The 14,198-nt window shown below is 60.9% G+C and carries 21 protein-coding genes; 1 reads left to right on the plus strand and 20 read right to left on the minus strand.

Annotated features, from left to right (window positions below):
• Positions 1–19 precede the first annotated feature (19 nt).
• From rpsK to yqeB, 17 genes are all read right to left on the minus strand, one after another.
• Positions 20–424 (minus strand): 30S ribosomal protein S11, encoded by a 405-nt coding sequence (gene rpsK, locus I1969_RS01340; protein ID WP_006235274.1) that lies wholly within the window; start codon positions 422–424, stop codon positions 20–22.
• Between the two features lie 14 nt (positions 425–438).
• Entirely contained in the window at positions 439–813 is a 375-nt protein-coding gene (gene rpsM / locus I1969_RS01345; protein ID WP_022094275.1) for a 30S ribosomal protein S13, read from the minus strand.
• 14 nt (positions 814–827) lie between these two features.
• Entirely contained in the window at positions 828–941 is a 114-nt protein-coding gene (gene rpmJ / locus I1969_RS01350; protein ID WP_006363204.1) for a 50S ribosomal protein L36, read from the minus strand.
• 150 nt (positions 942–1,091) lie between these two features.
• Positions 1,092–1,310 carry a translation initiation factor IF-1 gene (gene infA / locus I1969_RS01355; RefSeq protein ID WP_035137443.1) on the minus strand — a complete coding sequence of 73 codons (219 nt, stop codon included), beginning with the start codon at positions 1,308–1,310 and terminating at the stop codon, positions 1,092–1,094.
• 104 nt (positions 1,311–1,414) lie between these two features.
• Positions 1,415–2,203: a type I methionyl aminopeptidase gene (gene map / locus I1969_RS01360; protein ID WP_195232221.1), complete on the minus strand. Its 789-nt coding sequence runs from the start codon at positions 2,201–2,203 to the stop codon at positions 1,415–1,417.
• The gene (locus I1969_RS01365; RefSeq protein WP_006235269.1) at positions 2,200–2,826 is read right to left on the minus strand and encodes an adenylate kinase; all 627 of its coding nucleotides are present in this window, start codon (positions 2,824–2,826) and stop codon (positions 2,200–2,202) included. Before I1969_RS01365 ends, map begins: the two co-directional genes overlap by 4 nt.
• Before the next feature lie 18 nt (positions 2,827–2,844).
• Positions 2,845–4,131 (minus strand): preprotein translocase subunit SecY, encoded by a 1,287-nt coding sequence (secY, locus tag I1969_RS01370; RefSeq protein ID WP_022094278.1) that lies wholly within the window; start codon positions 4,129–4,131, stop codon positions 2,845–2,847.
• The gene (rplO, locus tag I1969_RS01375; protein WP_006235267.1) at positions 4,125–4,574 is read right to left on the minus strand and encodes a 50S ribosomal protein L15; all 450 of its coding nucleotides are present in this window, start codon (positions 4,572–4,574) and stop codon (positions 4,125–4,127) included. The genes secY and rplO overlap by 7 nt, the downstream gene beginning before the upstream one ends.
• Positions 4,575–4,577: 3 nt before the next feature.
• Positions 4,578–4,760, minus strand: a complete 183-nt coding sequence (rpmD, locus tag I1969_RS01380) for a 50S ribosomal protein L30 (protein WP_006235266.1) — start codon at positions 4,758–4,760, stop codon at positions 4,578–4,580.
• Positions 4,761–4,762: 2 nt separating this feature from the next.
• Entirely contained in the window at positions 4,763–5,287 is a 525-nt protein-coding gene (rpsE, locus tag I1969_RS01385) for a 30S ribosomal protein S5 (RefSeq protein ID WP_022094279.1), read from the minus strand.
• A 14-nt stretch (positions 5,288–5,301) separates the two neighbouring features.
• The gene (gene rplR / locus I1969_RS01390) at positions 5,302–5,670 is read right to left on the minus strand and encodes a 50S ribosomal protein L18 (RefSeq protein WP_006235264.1); all 369 of its coding nucleotides are present in this window, start codon (positions 5,668–5,670) and stop codon (positions 5,302–5,304) included.
• 75 nt (positions 5,671–5,745) lie between these two features.
• Positions 5,746–6,282 carry a 50S ribosomal protein L6 gene (gene rplF / locus I1969_RS01395; RefSeq protein WP_006235263.1) on the minus strand — a complete coding sequence of 179 codons (537 nt, stop codon included), beginning with the start codon at positions 6,280–6,282 and terminating at the stop codon, positions 5,746–5,748.
• A gap of 33 nt (positions 6,283–6,315) precedes the next feature.
• The gene (rpsH, locus tag I1969_RS01400; protein ID WP_006235262.1) at positions 6,316–6,714 is read right to left on the minus strand and encodes a 30S ribosomal protein S8; all 399 of its coding nucleotides are present in this window, start codon (positions 6,712–6,714) and stop codon (positions 6,316–6,318) included.
• Positions 6,715–6,833: 119 nt separating this feature from the next.
• Positions 6,834–7,019, minus strand: coding sequence for a type Z 30S ribosomal protein S14 (locus tag I1969_RS01405; RefSeq protein WP_022094280.1), 186 nt, complete (start codon positions 7,017–7,019; stop codon positions 6,834–6,836).
• Between the two features lie 79 nt (positions 7,020–7,098).
• Complete coding sequence (rplE, locus tag I1969_RS01410; RefSeq protein WP_006235260.1) at positions 7,099–7,656, minus strand: 50S ribosomal protein L5; 558 nt, start codon at positions 7,654–7,656, stop codon at positions 7,099–7,101.
• 311 nt (positions 7,657–7,967) lie between these two features.
• Entirely contained in the window at positions 7,968–9,011 is a 1,044-nt protein-coding gene (locus I1969_RS01415; protein WP_195232223.1) for an XdhC family protein, read from the minus strand.
• Positions 9,012–9,020: 9 nt separating this feature from the next.
• The gene (gene yqeB, locus I1969_RS01420; protein WP_195232225.1) at positions 9,021–9,815 is read right to left on the minus strand and encodes a selenium-dependent molybdenum cofactor biosynthesis protein YqeB; all 795 of its coding nucleotides are present in this window, start codon (positions 9,813–9,815) and stop codon (positions 9,021–9,023) included.
• 102 nt (positions 9,816–9,917) lie between these two features.
• Here yqeB and yqeC point away from each other — a divergent pair, with 102 nt between their 5' ends.
• Positions 9,918–10,652, plus strand: coding sequence for a selenium cofactor biosynthesis protein YqeC (gene yqeC / locus I1969_RS01425; protein WP_195232227.1), 735 nt, complete (start codon positions 9,918–9,920; stop codon positions 10,650–10,652).
• A 109-nt stretch (positions 10,653–10,761) separates the two neighbouring features.
• Here yqeC and hydA read toward each other — a convergent pair whose 3' ends face one another.
• The 3 genes from hydA to ygeW form a co-directional block, all read right to left on the minus strand.
• The gene (gene hydA, locus I1969_RS01430) at positions 10,762–12,129 is read right to left on the minus strand and encodes a dihydropyrimidinase (protein ID WP_195232230.1); all 1,368 of its coding nucleotides are present in this window, start codon (positions 12,127–12,129) and stop codon (positions 10,762–10,764) included.
• Between the two features lie 8 nt (positions 12,130–12,137).
• Positions 12,138–12,752: a nucleotidyltransferase family protein gene (locus I1969_RS01435; protein ID WP_195232232.1), complete on the minus strand. Its 615-nt coding sequence runs from the start codon at positions 12,750–12,752 to the stop codon at positions 12,138–12,140.
• A gap of 149 nt (positions 12,753–12,901) precedes the next feature.
• On the minus strand, positions 12,902–14,104 hold the full coding sequence (gene ygeW, locus I1969_RS01440; RefSeq protein WP_055287465.1) for a knotted carbamoyltransferase YgeW: 1,203 nt from the start codon (positions 14,102–14,104) through the stop codon (positions 12,902–12,904).
• Positions 14,105–14,198: the final 94 nt, after the last annotated feature.

A 14,198-nucleotide genomic window follows, 5' to 3' on the forward strand; every position in this document is an offset into this window, starting at 1 on the left:
ATTGATACGATCCTTTCAGTTACACGCGGCGACGCTTCTTGGGGCGGCAGCCGTTGTGCGGAATGGGGGTCTTGTCCTGGATGCTCGAGACCTCGAGGCCAGCAGCCTGGAGGGAGCGGATGGCGGTCTCACGACCGGAGCCGGGGCCCTTGACGAAGACGGAAACCTTCTTCATACCGTGCTCCATGGCCTGCTTGGCAGCAGCCTCGGCAGCCATCTGGGCAGCGAACGGCGTGGACTTACGGGAGCCCTTGAAGCCCACCTGGCCAGCCGACTTCCAGGAAATGACGTTGCCCTGGGGATCGGTGATCGAAACGATCGTGTTGTTGAACGTAGAACGAATGTGAGCCTGGCCCACGGAAATGTTCTTACGGTCCGCGCGCTTCAGACGGGCAGCGCGAACGTTCTTCTTAGCAGTAGCCATCTATCTAGCGCTCCTTATTTCTTCTTCTTAGCACCGATCTGACGCTTCGGGCCCTTGCGGGTACGAGCGTTAGTGTGGGTGCGCTGGCCGCGGACCGGGAGGCCCTTGCGGTGACGAAGGCCGCGGTTGCAGCCGATGTCCATAAGGCGCTTGACGTTCTGGTTGCGCTCACGGCGGAGGTCGCCCTCAACCATGATCTGGTTCTTATCGATATAATCGCGGATGGCGTTAACCTCATCCTCGGTGAGGTCCTTAACGCGCGTATCCACGTTAACGTTGCACTCGACGCAAATCTTCGTCGCAGTGGTGCGGCCGATGCCGTAAATGTAGGTCAGACCGATCTCAACGCGCTTCTCACGCGGGAGGTCGACACCATTAATACGGGCCAACGTAGTCTCCTCTCTTAACCCTGACGCTGCTTATGACGGGGGTTCTCGCAAATGACGAGGACCTTGCCATGGCGCCTAATGATTTTGCACTTATCGCACATCTTCTTGACCGAAGGACGTACCTTCATCGTTCTTCCTTTCGGTAGCGCTCAAACTACTTCCCTACTATCTACTCGCCCAGCCGCAGGCGTTTAAAACTATGGCTGGTCTTCACACACAATCCGACCGTAGGTTGAGCTAAGCCTGCAGTCGGAAATGGAGTGCGTGTATGCGTGCCGCTATTTGTAGCGATAGGTGATGCGGCCGCGGGTCAGGTCGTACGGGGAAAGCTCCACGACAACCCTGTCACCGGGGAGAATACGGATGTAATTCATTCGGATCTTGCCAGAAATGTTGCACAGAACCGAATGACCGTTCTCGAGCTCAACCTTAAACATGGCGTTGGGCAGCGGCTCCTTTACCGTACCCTCGAGCTCAATTGCGTCTTCCTTCTTCACAAGCAATCATCTTTCTCTAGAAAACGACAGCGATTGAGTATTCTACAACACGTATGCACGCATCGTAATAACTTCGTAATGGCTCCACAACTAAGTGGAACTTGTTACATTTCTCCGCCTTGGAGCGAACACCAAGCACCTTGCGCATCCTTGGTGAGAATCACCGGACCGTCATTGGTAATGGCGACGGTGTTCTCGTAGTGCGCGGCGGGCAGGCGGTCGTTGGTCGTGACGATCCAACCGTCGGAGCCTGTGCTCACATGGTTGGAACCCATCGTAACCATCGGCTCGATGGCAATGACCATGCCGGCCTGGAGGCGAACGCCCCTCCCCTTCTTTCCATAGTTAGGAACGTTGGGGTCCTCGTGCATCACGCGGCCGATGCCATGTCCCACATAATCACGAAGCACGCCGTAACCGTGAGACTCGGCGAGGGACTGAACGGCATAACCAACGTCCCCGATATGGTTACCGGGAACAGCCTGCTCGATGGCAGCCTTAAGACAATCGCGCGTGACCTCGCACAAAGCCTTGGCTTCGGGCGTGGGGGTGCCGACGAAAAACGTCCAAGCGTTATCGCCGACCCAACCGTCGACAACGGCTCCCGTATCGATGGAGATGATATCGCCATCGCGCAGGATCATGTCGGGGTTGGGAATACCGTGGACCACGGCATCGTTGATCGATGCGCAAATGGTCCCCGGGAACCCGCCGTAACCCTTAAAGGCCGGGGTGCCGCCATGCATGCGGATAATCTGCTCCGCGAGCTGATCGAGCTCAAAAGTCGAAACGCCGGGACGCACCATGGCTCCAACGTGGCGGAGCGCCATCTTAGATAGCGCTCCTGCCTTCTTCATCTGCTCGATTTGCGTTGCAGACTTAATCTTGATCATAGACCGAGAGCCTCTTTGACATCCCCGTACACGGTCTCGCGAGCCTGGTCACCGTTGACCGACTTGAGCAGACCCTGGCCACGATAGTAGTCGACGAGCGGGCTCGTGGACTTCTCGTAGACGTCGAGACGGTTCTTGATGGTCTCGGGCTTGTCGTCGTCGCGCTGATACATCTCGCCGCCACACTTGGGGCAGGTAGCATCGGCAGCGGTGCCGGTGTAACCGCAGGCGCGGCAGGTGCGACGCGAAGACAGACGATCGATAATGACCTCGGGGGCCACATCGACCAGAAGGGCACAGTCGATCTCGCGACCCATGGCGGAGAGCTCGGAATCGAGCGTCACGGCCTGGGCGGTGTTGCGCGGGAAGCCGTCGAGGATGAAGCCCTGCTGGGCGTCATCGGCGGCAAGGCGCTCCTTGACAAGGTCGATCACGAGCTGATCGGGAACGAGCTCGCCAGCGTCCATGTACTTCTTAGCCTGAATACCAAGCTCGGTGCCACCCTTGACGGCAGCACGCAGCAGGTCGCCCGTGGAAATATGGGCGACGCCAAACTCGGCGACGAGCTCCTGTGCGACGGTGCCCTTACCGGCACCCGGAGCTCCGAGCAATACGAGGTTCATGAGCAATCCTCCTCTAGCCTATTTAAAGAATCCATCGTAATCATACATCTTGATCTGGCCTTCGAGCTTATCGACCGTGTCGAGCACGACGCCGACCATGATGAGGATGGACGTGCCGCCAAATGCCTGGATCAGCTGGTTACCCGTGAAGGAGAAGATGATCGAAGGCACGATGGCGATGAGCGCCAAAAAGACAGCGCTGGGAAGCGTGATCTTGTTGAGCGCGTTCTTGATGTAGGCCGCGGTAGCCCTACCCGGACGCACGCCCGGAATAAAGCCGCCCTGCTTCTTAAGGTTGTCGGCCGTGTCATCGGGGTTGAACACCATGGAGGTGTAGAAGTACGCGAAGAACACGATGAGGACAACGTTAAGCACCCAGTTGAGCCAGCCGCGCGAAAGCGCAGAGGCAACTGCCTGGATCCAGCCGATGCCGGGGAAGAACACGGCAATCTGAGCCGGGAAGTACAGCAGCGCCGAAGCGAAGATGATCGGCACGACACCCGCGGTGTTGACCTTGATGGGCAGGTAGGTGGTCTGGCCACCCATCATGCGACGGCCCACGACGCGCTTAGCGTAGGAGACCGGAATGCGGCGCTGGCCGCGCTCAAGGAAAACAATCAACGGGATAACCAGCAGGATGATGGCGCAGATGATCACCATGGTGATGATGCCACCGGCATTGCCCTCGGTGCTGGAGAAGATAGCCTGCGGCAGACCGGCCATGATGTTCGCAAAGATAATCAGCGACATGCCATTGCCGATACCGCGCTGGGTGATGAGCTCACCAATCCACATGATCAGCATGGCGCCCGCGGTGAGCGTGCCGACAATCATGAGGTCGAAGATGATCTCGGGAGCGCCGGCACCATTAAAGCTGATGCCGAAGCTCTTAAAGAGGAAGAGGTAACCCACGGAGTTGAGGATTGCCAGAGCCAGGGTGAGGTAACGCGAATACTGCGTAATCTTGGTCTGACCGACCTCGCCCTCGCGGGCAAGCTCATGCAGGGAAGGCACAACGGCCTGGAGCATCTGGAGGATGATCGAGCTGGTGATGTAAGGCATGATGCCCAGCGAAAACACCGACACATAGCTCAACGCGCCGCCAGAGAAAAGATTCAGGAGGGCCATAGCACCTGCGGCGACCGAATTGTTATCGGTCGAGAAAAGGCCCAGCATCCCCTGGAAGGGAATGCCGGGCACAGGAACGTGCGCACCAATGCGGTACACGACGAGCATAGCTATGGTAAAAAGAATCTTTTCGCGCAATTCTTTGATGCGGAAAGCATTCTTAAGACCATTTAGCACGGCAGCTCGACCTTTCCGCCGGCGGCCTCGATCTTGGCCTGCGCAGAAGCGCTGACCTTGTCGACCTTGACCGTGAACTTCTTGGTGAGCTCACCATTGCCGAGCACCTTGACGGGCTCGAACTCGCTCTTGGTGATGCGAGCGGCCTTAAGAGCGGCACCGTCGATCACAGCGCCGTCCTCGAACTTACGCTCGAGACGCTCAACGTTAACGGCGGTGTACTCGATACGACGGGGGTTGCGGAAGCCCGGAAGCTTGGGCAGGCGCATAGCCAGCGGAGTCTGGCCACCCTCGAAGCCGGCACCCTTGGTGCCGCCAGAGCGGGAACCCTGGCCCTTCTGGCCGCGGCCAGAAGTGGTGCCGTGACCCGAAGAATTGCCACGGCCGACGCGCTTGCGGTTCTTGGTGGAACCGGGCGCGGGAGTAAGATCGTGAAGCTGCATTTGCTACTCCTCTACAATCTCGACAAGGTGCTTGACCTTGAAGATCATGCCGCGGACGGACTCGTTGTCAGCAATCTCGCGAACCTCGCGGATCCTGTGGAGACCGAGGGCACGGACAGTACGGACCTGGTCCTGCTTGCAACCGTTGGTGCTGCGGACCTGCTTGATCTTGATGGTGTCAGCCATGCTTAGTTCTCCTTACCGACGAACATCTCGGAGACCGTCAGGCCACGGCGAGCCGCGACGTCCTCAGGGCTGGAGAGCTCCTTGAGGCCCTCGACGGCAGCCTTGATGATGTTGAGGCCGTTGTCGGTACCGAGGGACTTGGACAGGACGTTCTTGATGCCAGCAAGCTCGAAGAGGGGACGCACAGCGCCGCCGGCGATAACGCCGGTACCCTCGACAGCGGGCTTGATGATGATGCGGCCGGCACCAAAGTGACCGAGAACCTCGTGCGGAATGGTGCCCTGATCGGTCACCGGCACGTGGAACATGTTCTTCTTGGCATCGAGAGACGCCTTGGAGATGGCCATGGGCACCTCAGCGGACTTGCCCATGCCAACGCCGACGTTGCCCTTGCCGTCACCAACGACGACGAGAGCGACGAGGCTCATGCGACGACCACCCTTGACGGTCTTCGACACGCGGTTGATGTAAACGACGCGCTCCTCGAACTCGGAGGCCTCGCGCTGCTGCTTCTGATTACGAGCCATGTGCTACATACCTCCTAGAACTCGAGACCGGCGGCACGAGCACCGTCGGCGAGGGCCTTGACGCGGCCATGGTAGATACGGCCACCGCGATCGAAGGCGACCTTGGTGATGCCGGCCTCGATGGCGCGCTTGCCAACGAGCTGACCGACCTTCTCCGCAGCCTCCTTGTTCGAGGTGTGGGTGCCCTTGAACTCGGCCTCGAGGGTCGAGGCAGAGACGAGCGTCAGGCTGGAGCCCTTGCTGTCGTCGATGATCTGGGCATAGATGTTGGCGTTAGTACGGGTCACGCGAAGACGCGGACGCTCGGAGGTACCCGAGACCTTGCCGCGAACACGACGCTGACGACGCTTGAGGCCTTCCAGCTTCGCCTTATGCTTGTTCATACGTAAACTCCTAAAAAGGTTGATCTTGCCAGCACCTGACGGGGTGCTGGTCTTATGCGAGTGAGTCGGTTACGACTACTTGGCGGCCTTACCCAGCTTGCGGCGGATGTGCTCGCCAACGTAGTGGATACCCTTGCCCTTGTAAGGCTCGGGAGGACGATGGCCGCGGATCTCAGCGGCGATCTGACCGACCTGCTGCTTGTTGATACCCTTGACGTTCACGTGGGTGTTGTCGGGAACCTCGAAGGTGATGCCCTCGGGAGCCTCGACGATCACGGGGTGCGAGAAGCCCAGGGAGAACTCGAGGTTCTTGCCCTTCTGCTGCACGCGGTAACCGACGCCGGCGAGCTCGAGCTTCTTCTCGAAGCCCTCGGAAACGCCAACAACCATGTTGTGGATGAGGGCGCGGGTGAGGCCGTGGCGGGCACGGGTCTCACGCTCGTCGTCGGGACGGGAAACGGTGAGGACGTTGTCCTCGACGTTGATAGCGAGCTTCTCAAAGACATCGAGCTCGAGCTGGCCCTTGGGGCCCTTGACGACAACGTTGTTGCCGTTGACTGCCACTTCGACTCCGGCGGGAATCTGGACAGGCTTATTACCGATACGAGACACGGTGATCTCCTTTCCTTCTACCTACCGAGCGAATTACCAGACGTAAGCGATGATCTCGCCGCCGACGTTGTGCTTGCGAGCATCGCGGTCGGTCATGACGCCATGGCTGGTGGAAATAATGGCGGTACCAAGGCCACCGCGGACGCGGGGCATGTCGGCAACGCCGGTGTACTTACGCAGGCCCGGCTTGGAAATGCGGCGGATGCCGTTGATGACCTTAGCCTTCTTGGGACCATACTTAAGCGTGATGTGCAGAGTCTTCTGGGGAACGGTGTCCTCGACATCGTAGCCCTCGATGTAGCCCTCCTCGTGCAGAACACGAGCGATCTCGACGAGCTTCTTGCTGCTCGGCATGGAGACCGTGGCCTTGTTCACAGAGTTAGCGTTACGGATGCGCGTAAGCATATCTGCGATCGGGTCTGTAAGGTTCATACAGATTCTCCTTCGTTCTTGATGAACACGTGCTCTTGGTTCTTCACCGCCCTTAACGGCAAAGCCTTTTTAGCGCGTTTTCCCTGTTCCAAACGGATGCTTGAAACGCTGGTAGTGACTTACCAGCTGGCCTTCTTAACGCCGGGAAGCTCGCCCTTGAGTGCAAGCTCACGGAAGCAGACACGGCACAGGCCGAACTTGCGGTACACAGAGTGCGGACGGCCGCAGCGCTGGCAGCGCGTGTACTCACGAGTAGAGAACTTCTGCTTGCGATTGCACTTGACGATCATCGATGTCTTAGCCACTTATATCCTCCTCACATAGAGTATTGTTCGCCCCAAGCGCCGCTCCCTTGTGGGAACGGCGCTTATAGGGCAGGTGAACCTATTTCTTGAACGGGAAACCGAAGGCGTCCAGAAGGGCCTTGGCCTCCTCATCGGTGTTGGCGGTGGTCACGAAAGTGATGTCCATACCACGCTGGTGATCGACGGAGTCGAAGTCGATCTCGGGGAAGATGAGCTGCTCGGTGACGCCCATGGAGAAGTTACCACGGCCGTCGAAGCTCTTGGCGGAGATGCCGCGGAAGTCGCGGATACGGGGGATCGCGACGGAGGTCAGACGATCGAAGAACTCCCACATACGGTCGCCACGCAGGGTAACCTTGCAGCCGATCGGCATACCAGCGCGCAGGCGGAAGGTAGCGATGGACTTGCGGGCACGGGTGATCATCGGCTGCTGGCCGGTGATGGCGCGCAGGTCGCGCACGGCACCGTCGATGGCCTTGGAATCGGTAGCGGCCTCGCCGACACCCATGTTCACGACGATCTTCTCAAACTTGGGGATCATCATGACGTTCTCGTACTGGAACTTGTCCTGAAGCTGCTGCTTGACCTCGTTGTTGTACTTGGTCTTCAGACGCGGCACATACTTCTCTTCTGCCATTGTTCACTCCTTCTTGGGGTTTTAAGCACGGGGCGTGGCCACGATGGGTTGTCCTCGTGCCTCCTGGCTGCATCCGCGCCGCTCATGGCATTTCGCGGTTTGGACTCGACGCAGCAGGAGCCGACAAAACAATCGGTACTATACGCGCATCGGGAGCGTATTTCCAGAAAAACCTCTTCTGCCTGCACAACTCCACAACTCCCCCGCACAAATGGGTCCCAAAAAGCAGTTACGGTGAAATAGGGACTGTTTGGCGGCCTAACAGGCTTAAACAGTCCGTATTTCACCGCAACTTATTGGTGGGGATGCGATTAGCGCTTGCGGGGGACGAGTTTGGTGCGGCGCAGGTGGATCATCTCGGCGGCGATGGAGATGGCGATCTCCTCGGGGTCCTCGGCCTCGATGGCAACGCCGATCGGAAGGTGCAGCTCGTCGATCTGGTCCTGCGTAAAACCTTCCTGCTCCAGGCGGGCACGCACAAAGGCCGTCTTGCGGCGCGAACCCAGACAGCCCAGGTAGGCAGGCTTGGCACGCATGGCCTGAATCACCACGTCGATATCGGACTTGTGACCCGCCGTGGCGACGACCACCAAGTCGCGCGGACCGATGGGACACAGCTCGCTCAGGTTCTTGTAATCGACCAGGCGACGATCGTAGACACCGGGCACCCATTCGGGCGTCAACGTGCCGGGGCGGTCATCGCAGGCCACGACGGCAAAGCCCGCCGCCGTGAGCACGCGCGCCGTCGCGGCGCCCACGTGTCCGCAGCCAAAGATGTAGGTCAGGCCCTCGGGGCAGAGCGTCTCGATGTGCGCCGCGGGAATCTCAGAGGCAGCGTTGGTGTAGGTGACGTTACTCCCCTCCTCCACCAGTGAAAGCCCGGGGCAGCCCGCAATGGTATGGCGCGATGCCTCGCCATGGTACTCGGCCACATCGCCCTCGAGCGCGCTCGCGATAAACGGCTCAAAGTCGATGACGAAGTCGCCGATGCGCCGATAGACCAAGACGTCGGCAATTTCCTGGAACAACGGTGCCTGGGTCGCATCCAGATGCAGATAGCACAGGCAAATGGCTCCGCCGCAGATCATGCCGGTATCGGAGTTCTCGCCGCCCATGGTGTAGCGGACCAGACGCGACTGTCCCGCGCTCAGGAGTTCGCGCGCCTCATCCAGCGCAAAGAGCTCAATCTTGCCGCCGCCGATAGTGCCCGCCTGGCTGCCGTCGGCAAAGACGGCCATCCATGCGCCCACACCGCGCGGTGACGACCCCGCCGTGCCGGCCACGACCACGAGCTCGCACGTCTCGCCAGCACGCAGGGCGGCAAGCGCCGCATTCACAACATCGAGCTTTTCCATTGCCGCCTTCTATCCTCTAAAGATATCGGTGAGCATAGCGAGTGCCTCGAGCACGCCGCCGCCGACCGACGTCGCCTTGTCCGAAATGTAGTTGATATAGCTGGCATCGCCGCGCGGATCGACATCGGCGCATTTAAAGCCCTCAGTCACCTGCACGCCGTTCGCCAAAAGCCCGCGCAGGCAGCCATCGATCTGTGTGCACATGGGCGTAGCGTCCGCGTAGCCAATCACGTCTCCGGCGCTCACGATGTCGCCGATTGCGCGGTCGGACCGAAACACGCCGGCGGCGGGGCTGTGGATAACGCGCTCCTTGCCATAGCCGGCGATCACGCCCGGCACGCCCGTGTTGGGCTGGGGCGAGCCCTGGGTAATGACACGGCCCAAAAAATGCCCGCGCATGGTCTCGACCACGGCGTCGCAATCGACCGGCGCGGTAAAGCCCGGCCCCACGGCGATGACGGTAGGCGCCATGTCGCGCGTGGTGCCCAGGTTGCGCTTGGCCAGAATCGCGTCGACCACAGCCGCGGGTTTAAGCTCATCGAGCATCTTGGCCTGAGGGTCCACCACGACGGCAACATCCCCCGCTTGGGTAATCTCGAGCGCCTCTGCCGGCGTCTGCGCCAAGCGAGCGCGAATGCCCTCGACCTCGACCTCGCCCAGGCGAATAGCCTCGCAAAAACTGATTGTGCGGCGGATGCACGTGGGAACCGCGATATCGGCCATGACGACCGACACGCCGGCGCGCACCAAGCGAGCGGCGACACCCGTGGCGATATCGCCGGCGCCGCGAACATAAACGAGCATTCCCGGGGCACCTCCCTGTGCTACGGTTTGAGCAGAGCAAAAGCGGTTCGACCGCTACTCTGATGATTATTTATTATCACAGTATTATACGGCGGTGAACAGATGGAAACGGTTAGCGGCAATCTTGCCTCGGCGCTCAGGATCGAGCCGGGCATTACCGCGATTATCGGCAGCGGCGGCAAGTCGACGTTGCTCAAAACGCTGGGTCTTGAGCTCATGCGCGCTGGCGGCCGCGTGCTCCTCTGCACCACCACGCATATGCTTCCCGTTGCCGGCGTGCCATGGGACGGGTCGAATCGTCGCCTGGACGCCGCGCCTTGGAAGCCGGGCGCCTCGCATGTCCCCGGTTGCACCTGCGAGGCATGCGCGGGCATGAGCCGCGGAAGTATCTGCCAGGTGGGTGTTTTGGACCCGGAGACAGGCAAGCTCTCCGCCCCCGCCGAGCCACTCGGCGGGCTGGCACAGCGCTTTGACTATGTGTTGGCCGAGGCAGACGGTAGCAAGCGACTCCCGCTCAAGGCGCATGCCCCGTGGGAGCCGGTCGTTCCCGCCGGCACGGCAAACGTTGTCTGGGTCGTCGGCGCCTCGGGACTCAGCAAGCCCATCAACGAAGCCGTCCACCGCCCCGAGCTCTTTTGCGAGCGTTGCGGCTGCGAGCTCACCGACATCGCCACGCCCGAGCGCGTCGCCCAGGTGCTCAATGCCGAGATGCAGGCACTGAAACTCAGCACCGCACGCGTCATGCTCAACCAAGTCGACACGCTCAGCGACCCCACGATGGCCGACCGCTTCGAGGCAGCTCTCGACCGCCCCGTCGTCGCCAGCAGCCTCAAGTAGCCGGCCCCATCTCCTCAGTTGCGGTGAAATACGGACTGTTTGGCCGCCCGACGGCCGCAAACAGTCCGTATTTCACCGCAACTGAGGAGGGGACACGGCATCTTTGCTGCTAGCGGGGCACGTAGCGACCGGGCTGGGCTCCGGTGGGCTCGCCATCGCGCGCCACCAGCACGCCGTTCACAAACACGACCTTGGCGCGGCCATGTGCCTCAAAGCCTTCGAGCGGCGTGTAGTCCACAGCCTGATGCTGTGTCGCGGCGCGAATGGTCCAGCGCGCCTGGGGATCCCACACGCACACGTCGGCATCGGCACCCTCGGCAAGACAGCCCTTGCGTGGATACATGCCAAAAACGCGCGCCGGGTTCTCGCTCATCAAGCGGCAGAGGTCCTCGGGGCCCAGCTGGCCCTCAAAGCTCGTGGCAATCGCGACGGGACGATGCTCCACGCCGGGCCCGCCGTTGGGAATCGCGCGGAAATCGTCGCGCCCGCGGTCCTTTTGCCCGTGCAGGTTAAAGCTGCAGTGGTCGGTGGCGATAGTATCGATCTCGCCGGCCACAAGCGCCTCGCGCAGCGCGGCACGGTCACCGGCATGGCGCAGCGGCGGGCTCATCACATACTTGGCGCCCGCAAAGCCGTCCTCGCCCTGCTCCAGATAACAGGTGTCGTCGAGCATCAGATACTGGGGGCAGGTCTCGACATAGATATTCTTCTGCCCGCGCGCTTTGGCAGCACGGATGGCCTCGAGCCCCAGCTTGGTCGAAAGGTGCACCACGTTGACCGGTGCGTCGCCGGCCAGGTGCGCCAGATATAGCAGACGGCTCACTGCCTCGGCCTCGCACACGTCCGGACGGCTGAGCGCGTGGCCCTCGGGCCCGTGGATACCCTGCTCGTACACGCGCTTCTGCAGTTCATTCACCAACGTGCCGTTCTCGCAATGCACGCACAGGATACCGCCCAGGCGCTTGAGCTCCTCCAACACCTCGAGCGTCTCGGCATCGTCCAAGCGCAGGTGGTCATAGGCAAAGTAGGTCTTAAACGACGACACGCCCGCCTCGCGCATGGCCGAAAGATCGGCGCGGTTGCGCTCATTCCACTCGGCGAGTGCCATATGAAAGGCGTAGTTGGCCGTGCAGGTGCCGTCAGCGCGGCGATGCCACTCGGCCAAGGCATCGGGCATGGTCACGCCGCGATCGGCCGTCGCGTAGTCGACGATGGTCGTGGTACCGCCGCAGGCAGCCGCGCGCGTGCCGGTCTCAAAGCTATCGGCCGTCCAATCCATGCCAGTCCAGCACTGCATGTGCGTGTGGCCGTCGATAAAGCCGGGAAACACCCAGCAGCCCGCGGCATCCTCGACGGTATCGTCGGCGCCCGGCTCGATTGCCGCGGCAATCCGCACAATCTTGTCGCCCTCCATGGCAAGATCGGCGCGGCGAAGCCCCTGGGGCGTCACGAGCGCGCCGTTTTTGATGATGATCATGTTGCTCCTTATTGATTAATACAGTTGGCCACGCGATCAAAATACGAGCAGGCCGCGATATGCTCCGTTATGCGTCGCTGTCCCTCTGCGGTATCGACATCCCACAGCTCGTAGGCACGCGCCTCGACCAGCACCACGTCGGTACGGTCCTTGAGAATCGAGCCCCCGCCGTCCTTGCCCTCAAGACGCATGAGTGCATCGAATAGTTCCGCCGGAAAGAGCACCGGGCTCGAAGGCTCACCGTTGCACGCCAAGCGCACCGGATGTTTGCGGCCACGCTCGTCAAACGCGCGAACCATGGCCTCAAAAGAGTCCGTGCTCACAAGCGGCTGGTCGCCCGGCAAAAAGAGGCAACCTTTCCAGTTGCGTTCGACTCCCCACGAAAGGCCCGCACGGACGCTTTCGCTGCGCAGCTCGCCATCGTGCAGAACGCACGGGCAATGCTTGTCCTCGCAAATCTGAGCGACCTCGGGCCAACGCGTCGAAACCACGACGTCAAAGCCCCGGGGAACCGAATCGATGGCCCGGGCAATCAGCGGCTCGCCATAGATATCGGCAAGCATCTTGTTAGAGCCAAACCGCTTGCCCTCGCCCGAAGCCATAATGACGCATCCAAGTCTCATGGTGATACCTCCCCCGAAACCATCGTACCCATAACTCGCGCCGCGGGCATCCACATCGAAAGCGCTTATCCCGCACGCCCGCGATGCAAAAAAGGGCACCCCGCCGGTTGGCAGAGCGCCCCCTTTACATGGCTTACCTCAACCCGGCTTTAGGCCTGGAGCCAACGGGCGGTGTTGCGCTCGTCGAGGGCCTTGAGGGTAGCGGCGGGATCGGCAACCTTCTGCAGGAACATCATGGCTGCGATGGCGTACGGCTTGTAGCTGGCCTCCTTGTACATGCCCACGCGGTGCATGTCGAAGACGTCGGCGTTGACCTCGCCGTGCTCGCAGGAGACACCGGAGATGTCGGCGGGCAGCGGGTGCATAAAGATGGTGTCCTGGCCGTTGGCAGTCTTCTCCATGAGCTCAGTCGTGGAGCACCAGTCCTGATGGGTGGCGTTCTGGGCGAGCAGCTCCTTCTCGAGCGCAGCGATGCCGGCGTCGTCGCCCTCGGCGTACAGGTTGGTGCGCTTCTCCATGGCGGCAAACGGAGCCCAACTCTTGGGGATCACGATGTCGGCGCCCTCGAAGGCCTCGGCCATGGTGTTGACCTGCTTAAAGGTGGTGCCGGACTCGGCGGCATAGCCCTTGGCGCGCTCGACGACCTCGGGCATGAGGTCGTAGCCCTCGGGGTGAGCCAGGGTGACGTCCATGCCAAAGCGGGGCAGCAGGCTGATCAGCGACTGCGGGCAGGACAGCGGCTTGCCGTAAGAGGGCGAATAGGCCCAGGTGACGGCAACCTTCTTGCCCTTGAGGTTCTCGAGGCCGCCAAACTCGTTGATAAGGTAGAGCATGTCGGCAGAGGACTGCGTGGGATGATCGGAGTCGGACTGCAGGGAGATGAGCGTGGGACGGTGATCCAGAACGCCATCCTCGTAAGCCTGCTGGACAGACTCGGAGACCTCAGCCATGTAGGCGTCGCCCTTGCCGATGTACATGTCATCGCGGATGCCGATGACGTCGGCCATGAAGGAGATCATGGTAGCGGTCTCGCGGACGGTCTCGCCGTGAGCGATCTGGGACTTCTTCTCGTCCAGGTCCTGCAGCTCAAGGCCGAGCAGGTTGGCGGCCTTAGAGAAGGAGAAGCGCGTACGGGTGGAGTTGTCGCGGAACAGCGAGACGGCCAGGCCCGAATCGAAGATCTTGGACGAAACGTTGTTCTCGCGCAGCTCGCGCAGAGCGTCGGCGACGATGTAGAGCGCCTTGAGCTCATCGGTGGTCTTATCCCAGGTGTGCAGGAAGTCGCTGCCGTACATACCCTTAAAGTCGAGGCCGTTCAGCTGCTCGACGAGCTCGGTAAACTTGGCGTCCATGGAAATGTCCTTTCTAAAGATGAAACGATCGCAATGAGTAGATGTGCTCCGGCATGCGCGTGTGGCTAGAACATGCAGAGCACCATGACGAGGA

The sequence above is a fragment of the Collinsella aerofaciens genome, assembly GCF_015548375.1.
Taxonomy (GTDB): domain Bacteria; phylum Actinomycetota; class Coriobacteriia; order Coriobacteriales; family Coriobacteriaceae; genus Collinsella; species Collinsella aerofaciens_AB.

What these genes read in the sequence shown, in the direction of transcription:
- rpsK (WP_006235274.1), bottom strand. Translation starts at nt 424, where the DNA reads ATGGCTACTGCTAAGAAGAACGTTCGCGCTGCCCGTCTGAAGCGCGCG.
- rpmJ (WP_006363204.1), bottom strand. Translation starts at nt 941, where the DNA reads ATGAAGGTACGTCCTTCGGTCAAGAAGATGTGCGATAAGTGCAAAATC.
- map (WP_195232221.1), bottom strand. Translation starts at nt 2,203, where the DNA reads ATGATCAAGATTAAGTCTGCAACGCAAATCGAGCAGATGAAGAAGGCA.
- I1969_RS01365 (WP_006235269.1), bottom strand. Translation starts at nt 2,826, where the DNA reads ATGAACCTCGTATTGCTCGGAGCTCCGGGTGCCGGTAAGGGCACCGTC.
- rplO (WP_006235267.1), bottom strand. Translation starts at nt 4,574, where the DNA reads ATGCAGCTTCACGATCTTACTCCCGCGCCCGGTTCCACCAAGAACCGC.
- rpmD (WP_006235266.1), bottom strand. Translation starts at nt 4,760, where the DNA reads ATGGCTGACACCATCAAGATCAAGCAGGTCCGCAGCACCAACGGTTGC.
- rpsE (WP_022094279.1), bottom strand. Translation starts at nt 5,287, where the DNA reads ATGGCTCGTAATCAGAAGCAGCAGCGCGAGGCCTCCGAGTTCGAGGAG.
- rplR (WP_006235264.1), bottom strand. Translation starts at nt 5,670, where the DNA reads ATGAACAAGCATAAGGCGAAGCTGGAAGGCCTCAAGCGTCGTCAGCGT.
- rpsH (WP_006235262.1), bottom strand. Translation starts at nt 6,714, where the DNA reads ATGAACCTTACAGACCCGATCGCAGATATGCTTACGCGCATCCGTAAC.
- rplE (WP_006235260.1), bottom strand. Translation starts at nt 7,656, where the DNA reads ATGGCAGAAGAGAAGTATGTGCCGCGTCTGAAGACCAAGTACAACAAC.
- I1969_RS01415 (WP_195232223.1), bottom strand. Translation starts at nt 9,011, where the DNA reads ATGGAAAAGCTCGATGTTGTGAATGCGGCGCTTGCCGCCCTGCGTGCT.
- yqeB (WP_195232225.1), bottom strand. Translation starts at nt 9,815, where the DNA reads ATGCTCGTTTATGTTCGCGGCGCCGGCGATATCGCCACGGGTGTCGCC.
- yqeC (WP_195232227.1), top strand. Translation starts at nt 9,918, where the DNA reads ATGGAAACGGTTAGCGGCAATCTTGCCTCGGCGCTCAGGATCGAGCCG.
- hydA (WP_195232230.1), bottom strand. Translation starts at nt 12,129, where the DNA reads ATGATCATCATCAAAAACGGCGCGCTCGTGACGCCCCAGGGGCTTCGC.
- I1969_RS01435 (WP_195232232.1), bottom strand. Translation starts at nt 12,752, where the DNA reads ATGAGACTTGGATGCGTCATTATGGCTTCGGGCGAGGGCAAGCGGTTT.
- ygeW (WP_055287465.1), bottom strand. Translation starts at nt 14,104, where the DNA reads ATGGACGCCAAGTTTACCGAGCTCGTCGAGCAGCTGAACGGCCTCGAC.